This is a genomic window from Bradyrhizobium sp. USDA 4538 (assembly GCF_024171045.1).
Taxonomy (GTDB): domain Bacteria; phylum Pseudomonadota; class Alphaproteobacteria; order Rhizobiales; family Xanthobacteraceae; genus Bradyrhizobium; species Bradyrhizobium australafricanum.
In genome coordinates, this window is sequence record NZ_JALJZE010000001.1 from 1,170,146 (window position 1) to 1,192,229 (window position 22,084).

Genomic DNA, 22,084 nt, shown 5'->3' on the forward strand with positions numbered 1-22,084 from the left:
GCCGGCAAAGCAATCGACAAAGTTGCGGACAGCACTGCCAGTTCGGAGGAGCAAGCCGACCGCAAGCGCCGGCTCGTCAAGGGCCCCGAGGAATTCCAAAAGGTACGACGCGATCAAGACGGCGGGAGTCACGTTGGAGAACTGACGGACAAGCGGTATGTGCAGCTCAAGGAGATTCCTCCTGTCGGAGTTCCGGCGCGACATCGCGAGTACCGTGCAGCACCGCACGATCTCGACGCGACGAGTCCCTGGAGCGTATCGCACGGTCGCGAACACGCCCTCGATGGGTTAGTCTGCAAGATGCACCTTGACGCCCGCCGCGCAGCCCTGGCGATGACTCCCAATCTGGGTAATCTGCATATGCTTCGCTCGCATTCACCTATACCAATGTCTATTCGAGCCAGCCACGAAGATGATTGTCATAACGCACGCACGCAATCAATCTGGCTTTATGGATATGTACACTCAAGCTTACCCCTTATGCGAGGAGGCGCAGGAGCGCACATCTGACTTTGGTGCAGCTACCACCTTATATTCCCGTTTGATCGATGACCTCAGTCAGTTGAATTTTGCAGACGCGGATGACCGTCGGGCATTCCCTCCGACCCTACACAGCGTATTGGCAAGGCATGGGCTATTCGGGCTCACGACACCAACAGAGCACGGTGGGTTAGCCCTTCCTTTGCAAGAGGCCATCGACCTCATCTCCGCGACTGCATCCTTCGATGTCTCTGCTGCCTCTACCCTCGTGATCCATAACTTTCTGGCCCTGCCCTGCATCGAAGCGGCACCGCACATCCCTGAACAAAGGCAGGTCATGTGGGGCGCAACACGCGGCGATCTTTGCGCTTTCGCTTTAACAGAGCCTGGAGCTGGCTCTGCCCCGCGACATATAGAAGCGTCGGCCTTCATGCATGAAGATAGAGTTCGCATCTCTGGCCGCAAAATCTGGATCGGCCTCGCTGACTGGGCTCGTTGGATCGTTTGTTTTGCGCGAGCCGCTGGTCCCAATGCGAAAGGACGGGTCGTTGGCGTTCTAGTTGATAGGCAGGCTCCGGGCCTAAAGGTCACGCACGAGCATCGCACACTCGGTCTGCGCGGTATTATTCAAAACACCCTAGAGTTCCACGATGTCGAGCTGCCGAGCGCTTACGTGCTCTCTCGCGATCAAGACGGCTGGGGAGCAGCAGCATCTAGTATGAACCGCGGGCGCATCGGTGTGGCTGCTATGGGTCTTGGAGCCCTTGAGCGCGCTATTCAGGTCGCAGCCTCATATGCAAGCCGTCGTCGACTAGGCAAGCTGCGCATGATCGAGAACAGCTATATCGAGCAATCATTTGGACAGATGGTACTCCGACGGGAAGTCGTGAAGGCAATGCTGGGTGCATCCTGCCGACTTGTCTCAGCGCAGGGCGCACCGAACGTCCACCTTGCGTCAGCAACGAAGGTTTTGTCCTCGGAGTGGTGCGGCCTCGTTGCCGATCAATGCGTCCAACTGTTAGGTGGCCGCGGTTACGATGAGGGGACTCCTGTAGCTAAAATCTATCGAGACGCTCGCATTCTCCGCATCTTCGAGGGGCCGACTGAGACGCTCCTATCACATCTCGGCCGCTGCCTTCTCTCTCGAGCCACACGTGACGAAATAGCTGATCTTTTTCTGTCTCTTGATGCGGCACCATTCCACGCTGCTGCAATTGAGGAACTCTCTGGACTCAATGAGACAGATGGCGCCGTACTAATCTATGCGGGTTGGCTCACCACATTAGGACTGGCACAAGCCGTCATGTCTACTGGTTCGTTCTCGGCCTCAGACTGTCTCGCGGCTGACCTCGTCAGTTCCGAATTGAACACCCTCCGTACTCGCAAGCCGGCAAGGCTATCTTTCGAAGGCCGTACTCGCGCTAGCAGGACTCTGAATACTTTCCTTCACGACGCAGCTTCTTCCATCCGTTCACCAGTCCTTACAGACGATTACCTCAGATTGGTACAGTATGTTTGAGACCCCATGTGAACGGTTCGAGGATGCTGATCTGGAGACGATCCAACACTCGACAGCGACGAGCTTTCGGTAACACTGACCTAGCAAGATTTAGCGATTTAACTCAGCAAAGTTCATCTCATCGACAGCAAGCCGTTTTTGTCGCGGAGTCAGAACTACCACTCGAGGCTTGGGACAAACGCGCCGCATGATGCGTCGCTGAGGCGAGGCGAACTGGGATGTGTAGTCGCCTGGACAACAACAATTGAGATTGGGCACACTTAGCGACGCGCATACTTTGAGTATCGATTGAACCAAGGACGCACGGCATCCGGCTTATCGGTGCCCCTATTTGTCTAGAGAGGGCCGTGGCGTCGCATCGCTACGCGTGGGCAGTCTCGGATATTCGATCTTTGGCAGCTGCCCAGTTAACGAATTTAGAAACGCTACAATGTCGTTTTCCTCTTTATCGCTGAGCTTCGCGCCGAGCTGGGTCTCACTCATCACGCCAACCGCTTGCTTAAGGCTCCAGGCCTGGCCCGAATGGAAGTACGGTGCCCGCAACGCGACGTTGCGCAACGGCGCGGCGCGGAAAACGTATTCGTCGCTGGCTACCTTGGTAACCGCAAAACGGCCCTTGTCGGCGGATGGCAGCAGCGTTCCGTCCGGCCTTTCAACCACGCCGAACGGGAAGTAATCCTGTCCACCGACGTTGATTCCATTGTGGCAAGACGAGCATCCTTTTTCCATGAATAGCTTTAGTCCCGCCTTCTGCTGATCATCGAGAGCATGCTCATCGCCCTTCAGGTACTGATCAAACGGGGCAGCAGGTGTAATCAGAGTCGCTTCGAAAGCCTCGATCGCCTTGGCGGAATTGTCAAAGGTGACGGGCCTCGCCTCATTCGGGAACGCTTTCTGGAACATGACGACATAGTCGGTCATCGAATTCAACGTGTTGAGTACCCTGTCCGGCGTGGCATTCATTTCGACACTCGCCTGGATGGGGCCTGTGGCTTGCGCCTTGAGATCTGCCGCGCGCCCATCCCAGAACTGCGCCACATTGAACACTGCGTTATAGACGGTAGGTGCCCGACGTGGACCTCGCTGCCAGCCATGACCCACTGACGTTGGACCGGCATCTACGCCGCCCGCGCCAAGGTTATGGCACGTATTGCAGCTAATGATCCCGCTTGCCGATAGCCTCGGATCGAAGAACAGCGTCTTGCCAAGTTCGACCTTTTCGTGGGTGACTGTGTTGTCCTTTATCGCAGGGACGACCGAAGGAATCGGTTTGAAAGCCTCCCTGGCAGCGCTCATCAAATCGTCAGTTGCGCCCGCTGCTGAGGAGACCAAGATCCCAATGTCTCAGAACGCACACTTTGTAGACCAGGGAAGGCTCTCGTATCGCTGACTTCTTCATTGCTTGCATTACCAATTTCATAGATGCCGGAAACGGCCAAAAAGCTGCATGCGGCCACACTCGAGGAAAGACACAGCTCCACCAGAAGGACGCCGCAACGGCAGCTCTCGAAGCCGGCCGTCTGGGGTGCCACCGACGAACAATGAAGAGGCGGTCAACTACAGCGGTTTTGATCCAGGATCGTCAAACACCCAGCCTCATTCGCCCACCCCTGCACTTGCTGCTGGCGCAAAGACGTCTGCGTGAGATCTGGGTCGTCGAAGCTGTTGATATTGTCAAAGCAATCCATCCGATCCTCCTCTGCCAGATCTAGGCAAATCAAGCCGGACTTGTCAGTCTAGCTAGAGACCTTCCCATGCTATGGGCCTTAGCTGTCGATAAGCTGACGACCCCCGGAACAATTCACAATGTTGGCCTTGCACGGCAACTCTCGTGTAACGCCGTTCGGGTTTTTCAAGCGGGTAGACGGCAAAATTACGCGGCAACTGAGCGAGCGCAACACCGCCATTAAGAACCTCAATGCCATGATGTCCCTCAAGGGCCTTGAAGGCGAATAGCTGAGCCGCGGCTGTCACGGTGTTCGCGTAATCGGATAGTGGCAGCTTGATGGCTGAGCAGCAGCGGATGTTGAGGAACGTCGCATTGAGCCGCTTTACCGGCTGGCAGGTAAGCGGACTTCGCTCTCCTAGGTGGGCGTGCGCCGTTCGCGCTCAGCCCTATTTGCAGCCCTGAGTCGCTCTCCAATGTACTCAGAGATATCGTTCATCTCAGCCTGCAAGTCGGCTTCAGAAATATCCTGCTCTTTGGCTGCCTCGACAAGGCGCTGAGTGAGTTCGGCCACATCCTGCGACGCGCCGGGAGTCCGATACTGCTCGACGGCATGAACGCTATTCTCGATCCAGAAGTCGATAAATTCGCGAACTTCGCTCACTGTATACCCTTAAGCCAGACCAATGGCCCAGCGTTAACTCCAGTAACGGAACGGAGCAAGGCCGTCTTAGCGGCGTCGGCGTATACCAAGGTTTGGCGGACGCGAGGGAGTGACAATCGAACAGCGGATGGCCGATGATTGAACGTGATCAGAAAAACAAAAGGATTGCCGCAATCGCGATAAGCAAAGGCCGAACAGAACGCTTCCTGCGCTGAAATTAAACTCGCCCATGACACCCCTTCGCCTCGAACACATTGTGGCTTAAATAAAATAGACCATCGTCTATAACGGGTTGTCCCTCCCACACTTCAGCTCGATTAGATCAAGCTGATCGGAACCTCCGACATTCATAAAGTTCGCCCACCGCAAGTGCCATAAGAGATATCGAGGTGGCGTTGAGGGAGTTGTCAGCGCAGCCAGATGGAAAGTTATCAGCACCGCCGTCCGCTCTGCTCTCAGTAAGCCGGCTGTTGGCAGGTTCCAAGTTGAACGTGGCACGCACCCATCGGTAAGCAGCAGTCCGGCTCGCTTGTCCGAGGAAACTCAGATGTTCAGAGCGGCGAATGAAAGCGAGCGCCCCATGGAACCGGACTGTCGCGTCATAATTGCCTTGCTCGGTTACATCACGGCCCCAGGAGCACGTCAGCGGGCGATCACGAGGCGGCCAAGCCACGAGCAAGGCGGGCGGATCCAACGGCGAACCTCCAAGGGGCCGACTGAAACTGGCAGTTTTCTCGCACATTGACCTGGGTTATCTCGACGACCTCCAACCGAGAGCCTTCCATGTATATACCATGCCCGTTTCGAGATGACGACCTCGAGAACATTCGAGCGACAATCCGCTGCGCCCGATTGGCCAACCTGATCACGGCCACGTCGGGCGGGCCCCTTGCGACGCCGCTTCCCCTCTTCCTCGATGAGAGCGAAGGCGAGCACGGCACGCTGTACGGGCACCTTGCGAAGCGCAATCCGCAATGGCGCACCGCCACGATCGGAGATGCGATGGCGATCTTTACTGGCCCGGAAGCTTACGTGACGCCATCCTGGTATCCCAGTAAACGACAAGCTGAGCACGTGGTGCCGACATGGAATTACATCGCGGTCCATGCCCATGGGCCGATTGGGTTCTTCGAGGATCCCGATCGCCTGCTTGAGATCGTGACGCGCCTTACGAATATCCATGAAACGTCACGTGCGACACCTTGGGCCGTCAGCGATGCTCCCGTGGATTTCATTGCCGCCCAGTTGCGTGAAATCGTCGGCGTACGCATCCCGATCACCAGGGTCGAAAGCAAGCGCAAGATGAGCCAAAATCGCCCCATGCCTGATCGCATTGGTGTCGCCACCGGCCTAGCCGCGAGCAAACTGGCGCGGGACCAGGAAGTTGCGCCTCTTATCCTAGTTCAGGCCTGAGACGATAACATGCATGGCCGTTACCAACAGCAGCGGTCGACACATAGCGATCTTACATGTGCAGTTCTCACAGAGAACAGCGGCATCAGTCTAGCCGTTGCGCCGCTCAAGACATTTTTTTCCTCGTCGCATCAGTGGTTGCTGGCACTAGATAGGATGGGCGACAATTGAGCATTGCTCCAGTCCTCTCAGTGGAAAGTCGTTGAAGCCCCCCGACTTTCGACTTAGCGACTCAGGTAGAAGCCATTCGCCTCACTAGCCGGACAGATCACGGAGGGACTACCCCAGTATCAATTGCGCCCGAATTTCACGAGCGGATCAGTCGGCCCGCACCGGACCTTGTAGACTCGTGTCCGTATTCCGACAGAGGCACAATCTCGTGTCATGTCCAGTACAGCGCGCCTAGCACGCGTTCAGACCGTCGAAAGCCCATTCGGCCTTGATGGCCGGCTGGCATGACCATTGCTTCAAGCAAATCGATCCAGAAATAGAGCCGCCAAAGCAGCAATGCTCACGCCCTCCGCCTCCATCTCGCCTCGGAATCACAGTCCGCCCGTTGAGCGTACTGGCGCGCGTTGCTCCCCTGACAACTCTGTATGGGTCTAACCCACTAGGACCACCGGACCAACAAAACAGCCAGTCTCGAACACGAGAATATCGCACGATTACTTGTCTAGGTTCACGCATGAAATCCGCCGTTGTTTTCGACTGGAATGGTACGCTGCTCGATGATGCCAATGCCGTGCTGCAAACCATTAATGCAATTCTGAGCCGCTTCGGTCGCGCAGCCGTCGATATGCACAGGCTTCGAGAGGAGTTCGAACTCCCTCTTTCGGTTCTTTTCCGCAATCTAGACATGTCGGAAGATGAAATCGAAGTCGTGAATAGTAACGACAGCGCCATTTTCCACGATGCCTACGAATTTTTGGCGCGCAACGCGGCCTTACGCAAGGGCGCACGAAACGTTTTGCTCGCTCTTGATCAGAGATCAGTTCAAACCGTCATCGTTAGCAATCACATTGTTGAACCGATCCGCACACAAGTGCGAAGACTCGGAATCAAGACTCAAGTTAGGGATATCTTGGCATTTGAGAGCCGCGCCACCCAGTTTAGGAGCATGAGCAAGGAAGAACGGCTGCGTTTGTATATGCAGGCCAATGATCTATCCCCAGAAAGAACCGTCATCGTAGGTGACATGCCAGTTGAGACTGAGATTGCCCGCAATCTCGGTCTTATTAACGTATCAATCACGGGGGGATTTGTTTCCGAAGCGCGCCTGTGCGCCGCAGGGCCCGACTACATGATTCATGACCATCATGAATTATTACCGGTTTTGCAAAAGCATTGCATTATTCAGCGCAGTTAAGTGACCATAAGAACACAGCTGAAGATCCGCCGTTCGCCCGCTGCTGCTATCCGCTTCGTCTTCACGATCCGATGATATTCGAAGAGTGAGATCGAAAACCGAGTTCTTTTACTCGGTCGAACCGCGGATCAAGTCCGATAGCTCGTGTCAAATATCGCGATCCGCTTAGTGCCATCTGGCGCTACATGTTCGGTCTTTCGCCTGGCATGATGCTTGCTGCAGATCATTCGTTACCAAGGGGCGGGGAAGAAACTGAAAGGCCTTGGAAAAACGACATGAGCACAGCGGCTTTGATCGGTGACGTCATTCCGGGCAGCGATGTTGTGAAACGTGCAGCGCGCATCGGTGCCGAAGTCAAAAATATCGAGCTATCGGGCGATCTACCGGACCACACGATCGTCGCAATTAACAGCTTGTTGCTCGAGCACAAGGTAATCTTCTTTCGCAATCAAGGACACCTCAACGACGCCGAGCAGGAGCGCTTTGCCGCTCGTCTCGGAAAGCTAGTGCCGCATCCGATGCTCGGTGCTACCAAGGGAACGGCGTCGCTCCTCGAACTGGACTCCACTCGCGGCGGCGGTCGCGCCGATGTTTGGCATGCCGATGGGACCTTCGCCGAAGCCTATCCCAAGATTTTGGTCTTGCGAGCCGTTGTAATGCCAACGTTCGGAGGCGATACCGTGTGGTCGAACACAGCTGCCGCTTACCTTGACCTGCCGCCCCCGCTACAACGGCTTGCCGATGAGCTATGGGCTGTTCACAGCAACGTTTTCGATTACGCTGGGATCGCGCGCGTCCGTGACGTTGACAAGAAACACTTTGACGATGTGTTCACCAGCAGGATTTTTGAGACTGAGCATCCCGTCGTGCGTGTCCATCCCGAAACAGGCGAGCGGACGCTAGTGCTCGGCGTCTTGGTGAAGCACTTTATTGGGGTGCCCAAATACGACGGACAAAAGCTGTTCGAGCTGTTCCAGTCTCATATCACCGCGCCCGAAAACACTGTGCGGTGGAACTGGTTAGAGGGCGATATCGCGATATGGGATAACCGCGCGACACAGCATTACGCGGTCAACGATTACGGGGACCAGCATCGCGTCGTACGTCGGGCCACGATCGATGGAGACGTGCCCGTCAGCGTGGATGGCCGGAGAAGCGTACCGCGCATGAAGTGATCAACGACCAGCGCCCTCGCATCCGAAAGTGACAAAGCCTGGCTACCGGAGTTGTTTGGGGCCGGACGTGGGAACGCTAAACGATATCTCAACTGTCGAGAAACCTTGAGCATCACTTCCCTTCGCCAGTGGCCGGTACGTGGCCCTCACGTTTCAGTTTAGAAAACCCTCGATCCGTGGCCATAAAGCGCGCCAACATGGGGGCGATGAGCTTAGTCGGTTCGACCGCTTGACCACCTTGACGCCTAAGGGCTTCTGCATATGCAATGAGGTCACGATGCACGGCCGCCGGCAGCTCCGTACTCACTTTGACCGGCTTATCGTCTGGAAGCTCTGCTATTTTGAGCTTTGGCATGTTGTCACTTTCCATACGGCGCAAGTATGAGGTCACGATTGACCAGGACACGAACCGGAAAGCCAGGTCGCACGGTCAGGGTAGGCTGGATGCCGAGACTGCGGCGAACGACCTGCTGTCCCGTTTGATTCAGTGAGTCGGAGGCCCCGTGTCGCAATGCTTGGATAATTGCGCTGTCGTTGCTATTTGTGTCGGAGCCCGCGCCTAGTTCCGTCCCAACAGCTAGAAGCGTCGATAGTGCCGCAGCCTGGAATAGTTCTGCCCAGTGATTGTCGACTTGGTCTTCCAGACCCGCATAGCCTGCGTTATCAGTGCCAGGCTGCCGCTCAAGAACGATAGAACGTCCGTTCGGCATGATCAGCCGCGTCCAAACCAGCAGGACGCGCGACTGACCGAACGTGACCTGACTATCGTACATACCGATTAGACGCGCTCCCTGGGGCACAAGCAGAAAGCGGCCTGTCGGCGTGTCAAAAATATTCTCAGTTACCTGCGCTGTGACCGGACCTGGGAGGTCTGATCGAATCCCAGTGATTAGGGCTCCCGGAATGACCGTCCCAGCCTGCAAGATGTATGGCGAAGCCGGCCCGCTGATGCGGTCCGGGCTGACCGTGCGACGGTCCACAGAAGCGTTCGCGAAGGCAAGCTTCCGGTCCTGACCGTTCTGCGCCGATCCGTCATCGGCAGAGTTCGTCGCGCTTGGAGACGCGACGCGGTCGGTTCCAGCGGCCGCAGCGGCGGGCGCGCGCACTTCACCACCATTGTTCGCAGCGAACAAGCGGCTGATGCGGGCTGCTTCAGTCTCTTGGTCTCGGCGCTGCTGTTCTGGATCTGAGCCGATGGTTGGCGACCGCCCCTGAGCAGCAAGGATCGGCCGTCCAAGGTCCCCAGGGAGTGGCGGACCGAGCAGCGGAATCGATTGGCGTGGAGCGCCCGTGTAGTCCTTCGGCAGCGTCGCGATCCCGTCGGCCACATTATGATGGTCTGTGCTGTAAAGCTCCTCGGCCGTATGGTTTGGGGAGCGGTTACTCTGCAGCGACCACAAAACAGTTCCGCCAATCACGAGCATGATAACCGCGCTCCCGCCGGTCAGAACCTTCCGTGACAACCGTGTCACGCGCGTATGCTCTGCTCTCAAGCGGAAACTTCCGGATTGCCCGTCTCGCGCCTGCGGCTGAGTCGCCTGATCGCGATCGTTTCCGTCCTCGGTATTCATGACGACGGCCTCCCGTCTTTCCTGACAATCCTGACTTTCTGCTGGTGCTCACCGCCAAGCCGCAGTTCGGCAGCCGCGAACAGCCGATCGACGATCAGGAGGTTGCCGTAGGCGCGGTAATTGGCAAGTTCGGTCTTGCCGTCTGAACCGATGATAAAGAGCGGTGGCATCTCGCCTTGCACGATGCCCTGAGGGAATTCGACATAGACCTTGCGGCCGTCGTCATAGACGGCCAGCGGCCGCCACGGCGGGCTGTCGCCTTCAATTGCGTAGCGGGAAATGCGTTGCGCGGGCTCCGGAAGGATGGGTCTCAGAGCGACTGCACGCGATCGTTCGCGCATTGTTTCCGGATAGTACCAGGCAACCGATGGCATGTATGGCCGCTCGCGCGAGCGGAGCTCGATCAGGTAGGTGCGCCGGTCTGTATTGACCACAAGATTGGTCTCGATCGATGCGCGGGTCGGCTTGACGAGGATATGGACCCGGCGCGTATCGCCGCTTCCGCTTTCGGTATCGCCAACGACCCAGCGCACGGTATCTCCGGCGGCGATCGGCCCAGATCCGGTCAGCTGCTCTCCCTCCTCAAGCGCTATATCCGTAATCTGTCCCGGGGCGGCGTAAATCTGATAAAGCGCCCCGGGGCTGTAGGCATAGATCTGCGCTGCGTTGAAATACCCCCGCTTGCGCGGTTCGACCCGGGCTGCGCTGTTCGCCGTCTCAATCCGGCTCACGGGTTCAGGCTCTTCCTTCCCGGCCGCCTTGCCCCCGAGAGCCGGCCTCCAGAGGGGCGGAACGTGTAGCGGTTGCGACTTGTCGTCCGGAGGCGCTGGCGATGCTGGCATCGAAGGAACTTCCGCATCATAGCTGATCTGTGGCGGTATGTAGGTCGCGCACCCACCGAGCGCCGACGAACAAAACAGAAGAGCAGGTAGAAGTGCTCGCTTCGCGGCCAACAGGTCGTACCGACTCGAATTGAACCCACTGCGCACGATAAGATGCTTCGAATAAACGTCAGACGGCGTCTTGGTCACTGACTCAACTCCTTTGACCAGTTGATGGCGCGGACATAGACCCCAAGGGGATTCTTGCGCAGTCGTTCGGCATCGCGCGGCGTCTCGATCACGATCGAGAGAATTGCAGTCCAGCGCTCGGTCGAGCTCAACGAACCGTTGTCGTAGGTGCGTTGAGTCCAGGCGACCCGAAAGCTCTCCGACGACGCGCGAATGACGCTCGAGACATCCACCGAGATTTGGGCCTTCCCCAACTTGGCGAAGGGGTCATTGGTGCGCGCATAATCGTTCAGTGCAGCCGCGCCACGATCCGTCGTAAAATCATAGGCCCGGAGCCAATTCTGGCGCAGAACGATGCCGTCGGCTGGCAGGCCTCTGACGTCCTCAGTGAAGCGCGCCAGATGGTAAGCGATCTGAGCGTCAGTAGGTTGATAGCCGATGTTGGCCGGCGCAACCCTTTGGGCCTGGCCGAGATGATCCACTTCAACCACCCAGGGCGTGATCGAGCCTTGGCTCGATTGCCAAACAAGGCTACCTGCGAGACCAGCCGATAGCATTAAGCAACCGAAGGCCATCAAGCGCCAATTCTTGGCCTGCGCGCGGGCAGATCCAATGCGTTCGTCCCAAACCTGCGCTGCCTTTTGATACGGCGTAACCGGTTCGGGCATGCGCCCGTAATGAACGGAAGGTCGTTTGAACATCGAAAGTTGCCCTTGAGATCAAGTGATGGGTTTCGAGTCGTGCGGTATCCGCCTTTGAGTGGCCCGCGCAGCGGGTGGCGAGGTGCAATGGCTGCGTGTCAGCGCTCTCCTTCAGACAAATCGACGGAAGAGCCGCTGCCACCGTGATCGCCTGAGCGGACCGCGTGGCCGGCCGCCGACGCACCGTGCCGAATGGTCTCGGCAGGCTTCATGCGCCGCGCCCAATCGGGCTGCCCTTCGGCCGAAGTGCTGGTGGCCTGCGCGCCGGCTTGCCCACCTCCACCAGCCGCAGCCGTTGCACGACGCAACGGGCTCATGGCGGCCGAAGCACCGGCTTCCGCGACGCCGGCAATGCCGCCGCTGCGGTAGGCCGCTGATGCTCCGCTCATGGCAGCACCGCCACTACGCGCGGCGCCGGCAATCGCGCCGCCAGCGAGACCAGCGCCGCCCGCGGCAAGTCCCGCGCCCGCCGCAACAATGCCGCCGGCAGCAACGCCTGTTCCAATTGCGGCGCCGGCGCCGAGCTGTGGTCCGCCTGACACAAGGCCGTTTGCGATACCCGGACCGAAGATACCGAGGCCGAGCAAGGAGAGTGCCGCGAGCACCAGGGTCATCGCGTCTTCGATGGTCGGCTGGTCGCCGCCGAAGCCGGTGGTGAATTGAGAGAACAAGGTCGAGCCGATGCCGATGATGACGGCCAGGACCAGGACCTTTATCCCTGAAGAGATGACATTGCCGAGGACCCGCTCTGCTGCGAAGGCAGTCTTGCCAAACAAACCAAAGGGAATGAGCACGAAGCCGGCCAGCGTCGTGAGTTTAAATTCGATCAGCGTGACAAAGAGCTGGATCGCCAGAATGAAGAAGGCAAGCAACACCACGACCCAAGCGAACAGGAGAACGACAATCTGGACGAAATTCTCAAAGAAGCTGATGTAGCCCATGAGGTTGGAGATCGAATCGAGCAACGGTCGGCCGGCGTCGAGTCCGACTTGCGCGATCTTTCCAGGCCGCAGGAAATCGGATGCGGACAGGCTTGCACCCGATGCTTTCAGTCCAAGACCGGCAAAGCTCTCGAAGACGATACGCGCCAGGCCGTTCCAGTTGCCGATGAGGTAGGCGAAGACCCCCACGAAGAGCGTCTTCTTGACGAGGCGCGCGATGATGTCCTCGTCCGTTCCCCAACTCCAGAACAACGCTCCGAGGGTGATGTCGATCGCGGCAAGCGTCGTTGCGAGATATCCGACATCACTCCCCAGCAGCCCGAAGCCGTTGTCGATATAACGCGTGAACGTTTCCAGGAACTGGTCAATGATCCCCGTACCAGTCATGGTTTGCTCGCCTCAGGTGTAGCCAGGTTCGGAGATCCCTGCGGGATACGGCTCTGATCCTTTGGGGCAAGCGTCGAACTGGCCGAGTCATCGTGGGCGGGAGCTACAACGCTGTCTTTCTTGCCAAAGAAGCGGCGCCGGTTTTCGGCCCAAACTTGCTGGCAATGGCGATAACCCGCTGTTTCCTCCGGCGTGACGCCGCGGCAGCGTGCGAGATCGGAGGCGGTTGCATCGGTCGTCTGCCCCGCCTTCGGTGCCGGCGGAGACTCGTCTCCGCTACGCAGTTGAATCGTGCAGGCAGCGACGGCCACTAGGCCGATTGTCGTAAGCAGCGACAGCGCCTTGAATGCCTTTATGTTGGTCATCAGTGAAACATCTGCACGGTGGAGGATTGATAGCCCTGCCCCGGTGTAAGGAACCGCCTGAGTTGTTCTCGTCCTTGATCCTGAGCCGAGGCGCGTTGAGCGGCTTCAAGGCTCTGCGCCCTGCCCTGCGCCACCACGACAGCAGTAAGATCGGCGAGCTGCTGCGCGTTCAGCGCAAGGATCTGATTGCCAGCCTGCGTTGCCTGCAGCGCGCCGCTGGCACCCTGGCTTGACGTTACGAGTGCGGACGTCTGGATACGATTGGTGTCGAGGTTGCCAACGATGCCGGCCTGGACGCGCAGCGCGTCTTGCGTTGCGGCATAGGAATTCTGCCAGCGCGATTGAGCGTTGGAGATCAGCAACTGGTTCGACTGGCTGCCGGTCGCCGGCGCGTAGCTGGTCGAGAACGCACGATCGATCTGCTGGACGTCGTAGGCGATGCGCTGGGCCTGAGCAAGCAACTGCTGAGTCCGCTGGATCGAGGATTGCAGTTGCTGCAGCGACGAATACGGCAGGTTTGCCAGATTCCTTGCCTGATTGAGCAGCATCTGTGCCTCGTTCTGCAGCGAGGTGATCTGATTATTAATCTGCTGGAGCTCCCTCGCGGCCGTCAGGACATTCTGGACGTAGTTGGTGGGATCAAAGACGATCAGCGCCCGTGCGGGCAGCGTAACGCCAAGCAGCAGCGCGAAGGCGGCCGTGGTCGCCAGTAGGCCAAGAGGTCTCATAGCGATTTCTCCAGATTGACGAGATTGGGGATCAGATCTGTCGCCCATGCGACGCCACGGTGCTGGAGCCAGGCCGGCACGAAGCCGTCGGGTCCATGCTCGGCCAGGAGCTGCGCGATGGCAGCCTGGTCTGTCTTGGAAGAGGCTGCGGTGAACGCGAGCGCAACCTCCCCAAGACCGAGTTCGAACATCCGGTTGCCCCGACGCGACTGGCAGTAGTAGTCGCGCTTAGGCGTTGCCCGGCTCAGAAGCTCGATCTGGCGGTCATTGAGGCCGAAGCGGCGATAGATGGCGGTGATCTGCGGCTCGATCGCCCGTTCGTTCGGCAGCAACAGGCGCGTTGGGCAGCTTTCGATGATCGCCGGCGCGATCGCGGAACCATCGATGTCCGAGAGCGACTGGGTGGCGAAGACGACGGACGCGTTCTTCTTCCGGAGCGTCTTCAGCCATTCGCGAAGTTGGCCGGCAAAGTCCTCGTCGTCGAGGGCAAGCCAACCTTCATCGACAATCAGGAGTGTCGGCCGGCCATCGAGACGATCACCAATACGATGGAAAAGGTACGCCAGCACAGACGGCGCTGCAGTCGTTCCGATCAAACCTTCGGTCTCAAACGCCTGGACCGAGGCTTCGCCAAGGCGCTCGAATTCGGCATCAAGCAGGCGACCGGAGGGACCACCAAGACAATAAGGTTGCAGGGCACGTTTCAGAGAGTTCGATTGGAGCAGGACTGACAGGCCCGTCAGGGTGCGCTCCTCCCTCGGCGCCGAAGCGAGAGATGTCAGCGCCGACCACAGGTGATCCTTGACCTCCGGGGTGATCACGACCTTTTCCCGTGCCAGGATCGCGCCGATCCATTCCGTCGCCCATCCGCGCTCGGAAGGATCATCAATCCAGGCCAGCGGCTGCAGGGCGACGGGTTGTTCACTTCCGTCAGACAATGCGCCGCCGAGATCATGCCAATCACCGCCCATGGCGAGGGCGGCCGCGCGAATCGAACCACCGAAATCGAACGCAAAGATTTGAGAGTTCGGGTAACGCCTGAACTGTAGCGCCATCAGCGCGAGCAGCACTGACTTGCCAGCGCCTGTCGGCCCCACCACAAGGGTATGACCGACGTCGCCGACATGGAGTGAGAATCGGAACGGCGTTGATCCCTCGGTCTTGCCGAACAAAAGCGGCGGACCCTTGAAGTGCAGATCCCTCGCCTCGCCCGCCCACACAGCCGACATCGGAATCATGTGAGCGAGGTTGAGGGTCGATACAGGTGGCTGCCGCACGTTCGCATAGACATGCCCCGGCAGACTGCCGAGCCAGGCTTCGACGGCGTTCACCGTCTCGATCATGCAGGTGAAATCGCGGCCCTGAATGACCTTCTCGACCAGCCGCAGCTTTTCGTCGGCAGCATTGGGATCGCTGTCCCAGACCGTAATGGTTGCTGTGACAAAGGCTTGTCCGATCTGATTCGACCCCAGTTCCTGCAACGCCGCGTCGGCGTCGATCGCCTTGTTGTGAGCGTCGGTATCGAGCAGCGTCGACGGCTCGTTGGTCATGACCTCCTTAAGGATGGTGCCGATGGACTTTCGCTTGGCGAACCACTGGCGACGAATCCTGGTCAGAAGCTTGGTGGCGTCGCTCTTGTCGAGCATGATCGCGCGCGTCGACCAGCGATATGAGAATGCCAGACGATTCAGGTCGTCCAGGATTCCCGGGGTCGTCGCGCCCGGAAAGCCGACAATTGTCAGAACCCGAATATTGGCTGCCCCCAACATCGGCTCAAGCCCACCGGTCAGCGGCTGGTCCGCCAACAGCGCATCGATGTACATGGGAATTTCGGGCACGCGAACGCGATGACGCTTGGTCGAAATCGTCGAGTGCAGGTAGGTCAGCGTGTTCTGATCATCGAGCCAGGCGCATTCCGGCATGAACCCTTCAACGAGCTGAAGCACGCGGTTGGTTTGATCGACAAACCCGCGGAGCATCTCGCGAGCGTCGCCCCCAACCGTCCGATCGCGCCCCTCATAGAGCAGTCGCTCCGCCCTGGCCGCTCCCTCCTCTGGCGGCAGATAGAGGAAGGTCAGGAAATAGCTCGACTCGTAGTGCGCACCCGCCTCCTCGAATTGTGCCCTGCGCTCGGCGTCGACCAGCGCAGACGCGACGTCCGGAAAAGTGTTCGGTGGATATGCCCCCGCAAAATGGCGCTGCGCCTCCACGAATACGGCCCAGCCCGATCCCAGGCGACGCAAGGCATTGTTCAAACGGCCGACGACGGCGACAAGTTCGGCCGGCACCGCGCTGTCGAGATCCGGGCCGCGGAATTTCGCCGTCCGTTGGAACGAACCGTCCTTGTTCAGGATGATCCCCTCGTCGGCCAGCGCTGCCCAAGGCAGGAAGTCAGCAAGGCGAGCGTCGGAACGGCGATATTCGGCAAGATTGATCATAACCGGGCGCTCAAGTGTTGAGATGGCTGGGAATGCGCAGATGTCGGCGCACCACATCGACAAAAGCGGGATCACGCTTGGCGGCCCACACGGCAGCCATGTGCCCGATTAACCAGAGGACAAGACCCGCGATCCAGAGCCGCAGTCCGAGTCCAAGGGCTGCCGCAAGCGTGCCGTTGACGATCGCGACCGATCGCGGCGCGCCGCCCATCAGGATTGGCTCAGTGAGCGCGCGGTGAACAGGCACGACAAAACCTGCAACCTGATCGTCCATCAGATCACCACGCCGCCGCCGAAGGAGAAGAACGACAGGAAGAAGCTCGAGGCGGCAAACGCGATCGAAAGACCGAACACGATCTGGATCAGCCTACGGAAACCACCTGACGAATCCCCAAACGCGAGCGTGAGTCCGGTCACAACGATGATGATAACGGCGATGATCTTGGCGACCGGTCCTTCCACCGACTGCAGGATCTGATTGAGCGGCTGCTCCCACGGCATGTTCGAACCGGCAGCCGATGCCGGCGCCGACGCCAAGAGAACCATGCCGGAGGCGGCGAGTAGAGCGGCGTCTCGAAGAGCTCGAAATTGCTGACGCATGTCAGTCTCCTGCTGATGAGATGTTGTAGTCGCCGGCGGCACCAAGCCCGGTGACGACGGCGAGTTCGGCGAGCCGACGGTCAGCACCGCGCCCCGCAAGCACGGCAACGAGGTTGATCGTCTCTGCAATCAGCGCACGCGGAACCGTGATGACGGCTTCCTGGATGAGCTGCTCAAGCCGCCGCAGCGCACCGAGTGCGGTGCCCGCATGAATAGTGCCGATGCCACCGGGATGTCCGGTGCCCCAGGCCTTGAGCAGATCGAGTGCTTCGGCACCGCGGACCTCGCCAACCGGGATACGATCAGGACGCAGTCGCAGCGAGGAGCGCACAAGATCTGACAGCGTCGCCACGCCATCTTTGGTCCGCAGCGCCACCAGATTGGGCGCCTTGCATTGCAGTTCGCGCGTGTCTTCAATCAGAACGACTCGATCGGAGCTCTTAGCCACCTCGGCCAGTAGGGCATTCGTCAGGGTTGTCTTGCCGGTCGACGTCCCGCCCGCGACGAGAATGTTCTTCCGTGCGGCGACCGCGCTCCTCAGGAACTTAGCCTGCTCCGAGGTCATGATCTCCTTGGCGACGTAGTCGTCGAGCGTAAACACGGCGACGGCGGGCTTGCGGATAGCAAAGGCCGGAGCTGCCACGACCGGAGGCAAAAGCCCCTCGAAACGTTCTCCAGTCCCAGGCAGTTCGGCCGAAACTCGCGGCGAACCGGAATGCACCTCCGCACCTACGTGATGCGCCACCAGGCGCACGATGCGCTCCCCGTCTGCCGGCGACAGCGTCTCGCCAGTGTCAATCAGGCCACTCGACAGCCGGTCGATCCACAGCCGCCCATCCGGGTTGAGCATCACCTCGATGATCGCTTCATCTTCGAGGTAGCCGGCAACCGCTGCGCCAAGCGCGCTACGCAGCATTCGCGCGCCGCGCGAATTCGCTTCCGACTGAAAGGATTGGATCGCCAATGTCGCCCCCATCGAATGAGGACCTCCAAAGAGGGTCCTCAGATGGGGATGATTAGAAAAGGCACCGATGGACTTGGCGCAACAAGCGCTTTCGGTAATCGTAGACTGGCGTAGAAAAAGATAGACTGAGAACTGAACTTTTAGGTCTACTCAATCGTATCGCTTCGCCGCGAGTTGCTGCTCACCACTCCGCGTCGTCATCTGCGGGCAGGAGGATGACCGAATTCTCGTACAAGCCAGCTGAGTCGACAGCGTTGGAAACAATAGCTGGCATGAAGAAAGGAATTGATCTCATCCATGAAACAAAGGATCGGCGCCAGGGCAGCGCGAACCAAGCCAACGCTGCGATTTGCAGTGCTACGTTGAGACCGAACGCAACTTGATAAGCTTGGAGGGTCCTATGGCCATCATTTATGGACCATTGTTCCAGGACCAGACCCGTCGCGTATTGGGCCAGAAATGCCCAGCCAAAATGCAAGACGTTCAAGGCCCCGTTAGCGCGACCGGCAAGTTCCGGCGGATAGTAATCCGCTATCACCGCGAAGCTGACCACGGTTGCCGTTCCGACTATCGCGAGAACTGACCAGGGCAAGATGGATGGCAAAGGCACGCGCAGAACCAAGGTTAGCTCCGCTGTGATAAACAGTATTGCGACCACCGCTAATATTGTCTCGGCCCCGAGACCTCTTCGTTTAATGTAATGAACAATCGTACCGAATAGCCAGGCTCCGCCACTAAGTACAATCGACATTATGAACAGCTGTCCTACGAGGCTCGCACGATCGAGACCTTCTACGTCCATCAGCCATGGTGAGGCCCACAATCCCTGCAGAGACCAGGCCGAACCAACGCACGCCGCCGACAGCGGGGCAATACGCCAGAAACGTTTATCGCTGAAAACCGCACTAAGGTTGGCGGACATTGACGGGGTTGAAGGGACAACAGCTCGCTCGGGGACCACGACATAGATGAGCATGGCCGTCGCACCGGTAGCGGCCGCCAGGATCTCAAAGAGTTGCCGCCATCCCATCAAGGTGAGTAGATGCTCGGCGGGAGCCGTGGCGGTTACCGCCCCCAGTGATCCGAGCATCACCATGTAGCCATTAAGCAGGGCAGATCGTTCTCTGGGGAACCAAAGGACTATGGATTTCAGGCCCGCCGTCAAAGCCGCTGCCACGCCCAGCCCGATCATCGCGCGTGCGATCAAGAATGACAGGAAACCCGTGGATACCGCGAACAGTCCAGCGCCCATTGCTGCGAGCAAGAGCAGCGCACTCTGGACGCGACGCGGACCAAAGCGGTCCAGCAAAATGCCAACTGGGATCTGGACCGCCGCGAGAACAAGGAAATAGACCGACGTAAGCAACCCGAGGTCGGCCGTCCCAAGCCCGGTATCCGAACTGAGACGACTGGCAATTAAGGCGTTGATGGTTCGAAACAGATACGAAAGATAGTATCCAGCAGCAAACGGGAAAAATACGCGCCCAGTGAGACGCCATGCCTCTGAAATTTGCATGCTGGCCCTTCTTGCTCCTCAGCTCATTCGAGCCGATAGCGCGTCCAGCTTTTCATGGGCTTTTCTAAATTGCTGCGATCGTGGGCTGGCGTAGAAAAAGAAGGACCGGCGAAATAGTTTATCTACATGGTTCGATCAGGTTTCTTCGGCCGGTTCCTGACGACCGATATCTTCTGGAATCTCGCGCAGAAAGCTTTGCCCCTTTTGTAAGCGGCGCCCGAGTGCCTCGACAAATCCCTCAAACCGTTCCCGGCCCTTTGCCTGCGCTGCAGCCTGCGCATCGTTGGGTAGCGGCGGCGTGATGGTCAGCCAGAAACGGATGAACAGGGCCAAGGTCTCGGCGGTCAACCCGACGTCACGTTCCAGCCGCTGCATCTGGCGGGAAAGCCGATCCAGGCGGCGGGTAAACGCCGCCTCCCGCCTGTCCGCTCCGTCCGGCGACAGAAACGAAGCAACCGCCGCTTCCACAATCGCAGACCGGGAAAGCTTCTTGCGATCGGCGAGCTCCGAGATCTGTTTCCGCAGCTCTGGCGGGAAATAGACGTTCATCCGGTCGCGCATATTGCCTCAGAGCTCCATACCGTCATTCGGGTCCAGGGCGACTTGACGGGCGAAACCGCGCATCTGTTGGCGTATGAGCCGGGATTGACGGACCGCATCCTCGTCATCGTCTAGAACGACAGCAAATTCCTCTGCTGGTGTCGGTTCGGTCGTCTCCTTGGCGATCGCGACGTGATCGGGGAGTTCGGGCTCACGACGGAGTCCGCTGTTCGCCGTGTCTTCCTCGGCTTCCGCAGCTTTGTCAGTTGGACCTGCCGTCGCCTTCAGCGATCCGAGCGCTGACCATCCGTCTGTTCGCAATGATCGGCCGGCCGTCGCCGGATCAGGCGGCGGCAAAACCCGCTCGGTGAACCGCCGATCCTCGTAGTAGCGGACCTTCTTCGCCCGGATCGGCGGCGTACCCGCCACCATGACGATCTCGTCCATCGGCGAAAGTTGCATGACTTCCCCCGGGGTCAAGAGCGGCCTTGCTGTCTCCTGGCGCGAGACCATCAGGTGCCCCAGCCATGGGTTCAACCTATGACCGGCATAGTTCTTCATCGCTCTCATTTCGGTCGCCGTACCGAGCGCGTCGGACACACGCTTCGCTGTCCGCTCGTCATTGGTCGCGAAGCTGACTCGGACGTGGCAGTTGTCGAGGATGGCGTTGTTTGGCCCGTAGGCCTTCTCGATCTGATTGAGCGATTGCGCGATCAAGAAACTCTTGATGCCGTACCCCGCCATGAAGGCAAGCGCGGACTCGAAAAAATCGAGACGCCCGAGTGCGGGGAACTCGTCGAGCATCATCAGAACGCGATGCCGCCGGTCGCGGGCGTGCATATCCTCGGTCAGGCGCCGGCCAATCTGGTTCAGCACCAGGCGGATCAACGGCTTGGTCCGAGAGATGTCGGACGGCGGCACCACGAGGTAGAGCGTCGTCGGGTTCTGATCGGCGATCAGGTCGGCGATCCGCCAATCGCACCGGCACGTCACCCGGGCCACTACTGGATCGCGGTAGAGCCCGAGGAATGACATCGCGGTAGACAGGACGCCGGATCGCTCATTCTCGGATTTGTTGAGGAGCTCGCGGGCGGTCGATGCGACCACAGGATGGGCCCCCTGCTCGCCAAGATGCGCAGTGGTCATCATCGTTTTCAGCGTCGCCTCGATCGGCCGCTTCGGGTCGGACAGAAAGACGGCGACGCCAGCTAAAGTCTTGTCCGCCTCGGCGTAAAGGACGTGGAGGATGGCACCGACCAGGAGCGAATGACTGGTCTTCTCCCAATGGTTGCGCTTATCGAGCGAGCCTTCGGGGTCGACCAGAACATCGGCCACGTTCTGGACGTCGCGAACCTCCCATTCACCGCGCCTCACTTCGAGAAGCGGATTGTAAGCTGAGGACTTCGGGTTGGTCGGATCGAAAAGCAGGACGCGACCATGCCGCGAGCGGAACCCGGCGGTTAGTTGCCAGTTCTCCCCCTTGATGTCGTGAACGATGGCCGAGCCGGGCCAAGCCAACAGCGACGGGACGACGAGACCGACACCCTTGCCGGATCGGGTGGGTGCAAAACACAATACGTGCTCCGGTCCATCATGGCGGAGGTAGTCGCGGTCGACCTTGCCCAGCACCACACCATCCGGACCAAGAAGCCCGGCCGCTCGGACCTCCTCCAGACCAGCCCAGCGCGCCGAACCATAGGTCTCGACGTTCTTGGCTTCACGCGCGCGCCAGACTGACATACCGATCGCTGCCGCGATCGAAACGAAGGTCCCCGACACCGCGATGAAGGCTCCCTCGACAAAAACCTGTGGCGCGTAGGCGTCGTAGACGAACCACCACCAGAAGAAGACGGGCGGGTAATAGATCTTGAAGCCTGACAGTTCGAACCAGGGCCGCCCAAGCTCCGGTTGATAGGCGAGCCGCCAAGCCGTCCACTCGGTTGCTCCCCAGATGGCCAGCCAAACGATCAGGCCGACGACGACCACCTGACCCCAGAGGATTTTGGTTCCGGACATCCCGAACGCCCTTCCAAAACTGAA

At 59.0% G+C, this 22,084-nt stretch carries 21 protein-coding genes; 5 read left to right on the forward strand and 16 right to left on the reverse strand.

Annotation, left to right across the window (positions count from 1 at the left end):
• The first annotated feature begins 412 nt into the window (after positions 1–412).
• On the forward strand, positions 413–1,999 hold the full coding sequence (locus J2R78_RS05120; protein ID WP_253587690.1) for an acyl-CoA dehydrogenase family protein: 1,587 nt from the start codon (positions 413–415) through the stop codon (positions 1,997–1,999).
• Positions 2,000–2,326: 327 nt separating this feature from the next.
• On the opposite strand, the gene J2R78_RS05125 is transcribed toward J2R78_RS05120, so the two are convergent.
• Positions 2,327–3,295: a cytochrome-c peroxidase gene (locus J2R78_RS05125; RefSeq protein ID WP_253603332.1), complete on the reverse strand. Its 969-nt coding sequence runs from the start codon at positions 3,293–3,295 to the stop codon at positions 2,327–2,329.
• Positions 3,296–3,805: 510 nt separating this feature from the next.
• Between J2R78_RS05125 and J2R78_RS05130 the strand changes: the two genes are divergently transcribed.
• Positions 3,806–3,955 (forward strand): hypothetical protein, encoded by a 150-nt coding sequence (locus J2R78_RS05130; protein WP_159109486.1) that lies wholly within the window; start codon positions 3,806–3,808, stop codon positions 3,953–3,955.
• A 128-nt stretch (positions 3,956–4,083) separates the two neighbouring features.
• Here the strand turns inward: J2R78_RS05130 and J2R78_RS05135 are convergent, their stop codons facing one another.
• Positions 4,084–4,329 (reverse strand): hypothetical protein, encoded by a 246-nt coding sequence (locus tag J2R78_RS05135; protein ID WP_057018885.1) that lies wholly within the window; start codon positions 4,327–4,329, stop codon positions 4,084–4,086.
• A 783-nt stretch (positions 4,330–5,112) separates the two neighbouring features.
• On the opposite strand from J2R78_RS05135, the gene J2R78_RS05140 reads away from it, so the two are divergent.
• From J2R78_RS05140 to J2R78_RS05150, 3 genes are all read left to right on the forward strand, one after another.
• Positions 5,113–5,742, forward strand: a complete 630-nt coding sequence (locus tag J2R78_RS05140) for an FMN-binding negative transcriptional regulator (protein WP_057018886.1) — start codon at positions 5,113–5,115, stop codon at positions 5,740–5,742.
• Between the two features lie 685 nt (positions 5,743–6,427).
• Positions 6,428–7,108, forward strand: coding sequence for an HAD family hydrolase (locus J2R78_RS05145; RefSeq protein ID WP_057018887.1), 681 nt, complete (start codon positions 6,428–6,430; stop codon positions 7,106–7,108).
• A 275-nt stretch (positions 7,109–7,383) separates the two neighbouring features.
• On the forward strand, positions 7,384–8,283 hold the full coding sequence (locus tag J2R78_RS05150) for a TauD/TfdA family dioxygenase (RefSeq protein WP_253587691.1): 900 nt from the start codon (positions 7,384–7,386) through the stop codon (positions 8,281–8,283).
• Positions 8,284–8,395: 112 nt separating this feature from the next.
• Here J2R78_RS05150 and J2R78_RS05155 read toward each other — a convergent pair whose 3' ends face one another.
• The 14 genes from J2R78_RS05155 to J2R78_RS05220 form a co-directional block, all read right to left on the reverse strand.
• Positions 8,396–8,638, reverse strand: coding sequence for a DUF2274 domain-containing protein (locus tag J2R78_RS05155; protein WP_057018909.1), 243 nt, complete (start codon positions 8,636–8,638; stop codon positions 8,396–8,398).
• Positions 8,639–8,642: 4 nt separating this feature from the next.
• Positions 8,643–9,854, reverse strand: coding sequence for a TrbI/VirB10 family protein (locus J2R78_RS05160; protein WP_253587692.1), 1,212 nt, complete (start codon positions 9,852–9,854; stop codon positions 8,643–8,645).
• Positions 9,851–10,885 carry a P-type conjugative transfer protein TrbG gene (gene trbG / locus J2R78_RS05165; protein WP_253587693.1) on the reverse strand — a complete coding sequence of 345 codons (1,035 nt, stop codon included), beginning with the start codon at positions 10,883–10,885 and terminating at the stop codon, positions 9,851–9,853. The genes J2R78_RS05160 and trbG overlap by 4 nt, the downstream gene beginning before the upstream one ends.
• Complete coding sequence (gene trbF / locus J2R78_RS05170) at positions 10,882–11,565, reverse strand: conjugal transfer protein TrbF (RefSeq protein WP_253587694.1); 684 nt, start codon at positions 11,563–11,565, stop codon at positions 10,882–10,884. The genes trbG and trbF overlap by 4 nt, the downstream gene beginning before the upstream one ends.
• 98 nt (positions 11,566–11,663) lie before the next feature.
• Positions 11,664–12,893 (reverse strand): P-type conjugative transfer protein TrbL, encoded by a 1,230-nt coding sequence (trbL, locus tag J2R78_RS05175; protein ID WP_253587695.1) that lies wholly within the window; start codon positions 12,891–12,893, stop codon positions 11,664–11,666.
• Positions 12,890–13,258 (reverse strand): putative entry exclusion protein TrbK-alt, encoded by a 369-nt coding sequence (gene trbK-alt / locus J2R78_RS05180; RefSeq protein WP_253587696.1) that lies wholly within the window; start codon positions 13,256–13,258, stop codon positions 12,890–12,892. Before trbK-alt ends, trbL begins: the two co-directional genes overlap by 4 nt.
• The gene (trbJ, locus tag J2R78_RS05185) at positions 13,258–13,986 is read right to left on the reverse strand and encodes a P-type conjugative transfer protein TrbJ (RefSeq protein ID WP_253587697.1); all 729 of its coding nucleotides are present in this window, start codon (positions 13,984–13,986) and stop codon (positions 13,258–13,260) included. Before trbJ ends, trbK-alt begins: the two co-directional genes overlap by 1 nt.
• Positions 13,983–16,424 carry a conjugal transfer protein TrbE gene (trbE, locus tag J2R78_RS05190; RefSeq protein ID WP_253603334.1) on the reverse strand — a complete coding sequence of 814 codons (2,442 nt, stop codon included), beginning with the start codon at positions 16,422–16,424 and terminating at the stop codon, positions 13,983–13,985. The genes trbJ and trbE overlap by 4 nt, the downstream gene beginning before the upstream one ends.
• Before the next feature lie 10 nt (positions 16,425–16,434).
• Positions 16,435–16,698 carry a VirB3 family type IV secretion system protein gene (locus J2R78_RS05195; RefSeq protein WP_069279432.1) on the reverse strand — a complete coding sequence of 88 codons (264 nt, stop codon included), beginning with the start codon at positions 16,696–16,698 and terminating at the stop codon, positions 16,435–16,437.
• Positions 16,698–17,024, reverse strand: a complete 327-nt coding sequence (locus tag J2R78_RS05200; protein WP_253603336.1) for a TrbC/VirB2 family protein — start codon at positions 17,022–17,024, stop codon at positions 16,698–16,700. The genes J2R78_RS05195 and J2R78_RS05200 overlap by 1 nt, the downstream gene beginning before the upstream one ends.
• 1 nt (position 17,025) lies before the next feature.
• Positions 17,026–17,940 carry a P-type conjugative transfer ATPase TrbB gene (trbB, locus tag J2R78_RS05205; protein WP_176937267.1) on the reverse strand — a complete coding sequence of 305 codons (915 nt, stop codon included), beginning with the start codon at positions 17,938–17,940 and terminating at the stop codon, positions 17,026–17,028.
• Positions 17,941–18,169: 229 nt separating this feature from the next.
• Positions 18,170–19,504, reverse strand: a complete 1,335-nt coding sequence (locus tag J2R78_RS05210; RefSeq protein WP_253587699.1) for an MFS transporter — start codon at positions 19,502–19,504, stop codon at positions 18,170–18,172.
• Positions 19,505–19,639: 135 nt separating this feature from the next.
• Positions 19,640–20,065, reverse strand: coding sequence for a CopG family transcriptional regulator (locus tag J2R78_RS05215; RefSeq protein ID WP_092090263.1), 426 nt, complete (start codon positions 20,063–20,065; stop codon positions 19,640–19,642).
• A 6-nt stretch (positions 20,066–20,071) separates the two neighbouring features.
• The gene (locus J2R78_RS05220; protein ID WP_253603338.1) at positions 20,072–22,060 is read right to left on the reverse strand and encodes a conjugal transfer protein TraG; all 1,989 of its coding nucleotides are present in this window, start codon (positions 22,058–22,060) and stop codon (positions 20,072–20,074) included.
• Between the last annotated feature and the right edge of the window lie 24 nt (positions 22,061–22,084).

What these genes read in the sequence shown, in the direction of transcription:
- J2R78_RS05125 (WP_253603332.1), bottom strand. Translation starts at nt 3,295, where the DNA reads ATGAGCGCTGCCAGGGAGGCTTTCAAACCGATTCCTTCGGTCGTCCCT.
- J2R78_RS05155 (WP_057018909.1), bottom strand. Translation starts at nt 8,638, where the DNA reads ATGCCAAAGCTCAAAATAGCAGAGCTTCCAGACGATAAGCCGGTCAAA.
- J2R78_RS05220 (WP_253603338.1), bottom strand. Translation starts at nt 22,060, where the DNA reads ATGTCCGGAACCAAAATCCTCTGGGGTCAGGTGGTCGTCGTCGGCCTG.
- J2R78_RS05195 (WP_069279432.1), bottom strand. Translation starts at nt 16,698, where the DNA reads ATGGACGATCAGGTTGCAGGTTTTGTCGTGCCTGTTCACCGCGCGCTC.
- trbF (WP_253587694.1), bottom strand. Translation starts at nt 11,565, where the DNA reads ATGTTCAAACGACCTTCCGTTCATTACGGGCGCATGCCCGAACCGGTT.
- trbE (WP_253603334.1), bottom strand. Translation starts at nt 16,424, where the DNA reads ATGATCAATCTTGCCGAATATCGCCGTTCCGACGCTCGCCTTGCTGAC.
- J2R78_RS05210 (WP_253587699.1), bottom strand. Translation starts at nt 19,504, where the DNA reads ATGCAAATTTCAGAGGCATGGCGTCTCACTGGGCGCGTATTTTTCCCG.
- trbL (WP_253587695.1), bottom strand. Translation starts at nt 12,893, where the DNA reads ATGACTGGTACGGGGATCATTGACCAGTTCCTGGAAACGTTCACGCGT.
- J2R78_RS05145 (WP_057018887.1), top strand. Translation starts at nt 6,428, where the DNA reads ATGAAATCCGCCGTTGTTTTCGACTGGAATGGTACGCTGCTCGATGAT.
- J2R78_RS05120 (WP_253587690.1), top strand. Translation starts at nt 413, where the DNA reads ATGATTGTCATAACGCACGCACGCAATCAATCTGGCTTTATGGATATG.
- J2R78_RS05130 (WP_159109486.1), top strand. Translation starts at nt 3,806, where the DNA reads ATGTTGGCCTTGCACGGCAACTCTCGTGTAACGCCGTTCGGGTTTTTC.
- J2R78_RS05140 (WP_057018886.1), top strand. Translation starts at nt 5,113, where the DNA reads ATGTATATACCATGCCCGTTTCGAGATGACGACCTCGAGAACATTCGA.
- trbB (WP_176937267.1), bottom strand. Translation starts at nt 17,940, where the DNA reads ATGCTGCGTAGCGCGCTTGGCGCAGCGGTTGCCGGCTACCTCGAAGAT.
- trbJ (WP_253587697.1), bottom strand. Translation starts at nt 13,986, where the DNA reads ATGAGACCTCTTGGCCTACTGGCGACCACGGCCGCCTTCGCGCTGCTG.
- J2R78_RS05160 (WP_253587692.1), bottom strand. Translation starts at nt 9,854, where the DNA reads ATGAATACCGAGGACGGAAACGATCGCGATCAGGCGACTCAGCCGCAG.
- J2R78_RS05200 (WP_253603336.1), bottom strand. Translation starts at nt 17,024, where the DNA reads ATGCGTCAGCAATTTCGAGCTCTTCGAGACGCCGCTCTACTCGCCGCC.
- J2R78_RS05215 (WP_092090263.1), bottom strand. Translation starts at nt 20,065, where the DNA reads ATGCGCGACCGGATGAACGTCTATTTCCCGCCAGAGCTGCGGAAACAG.
- J2R78_RS05150 (WP_253587691.1), top strand. Translation starts at nt 7,384, where the DNA reads ATGAGCACAGCGGCTTTGATCGGTGACGTCATTCCGGGCAGCGATGTT.
- trbK-alt (WP_253587696.1), bottom strand. Translation starts at nt 13,258, where the DNA reads ATGACCAACATAAAGGCATTCAAGGCGCTGTCGCTGCTTACGACAATC.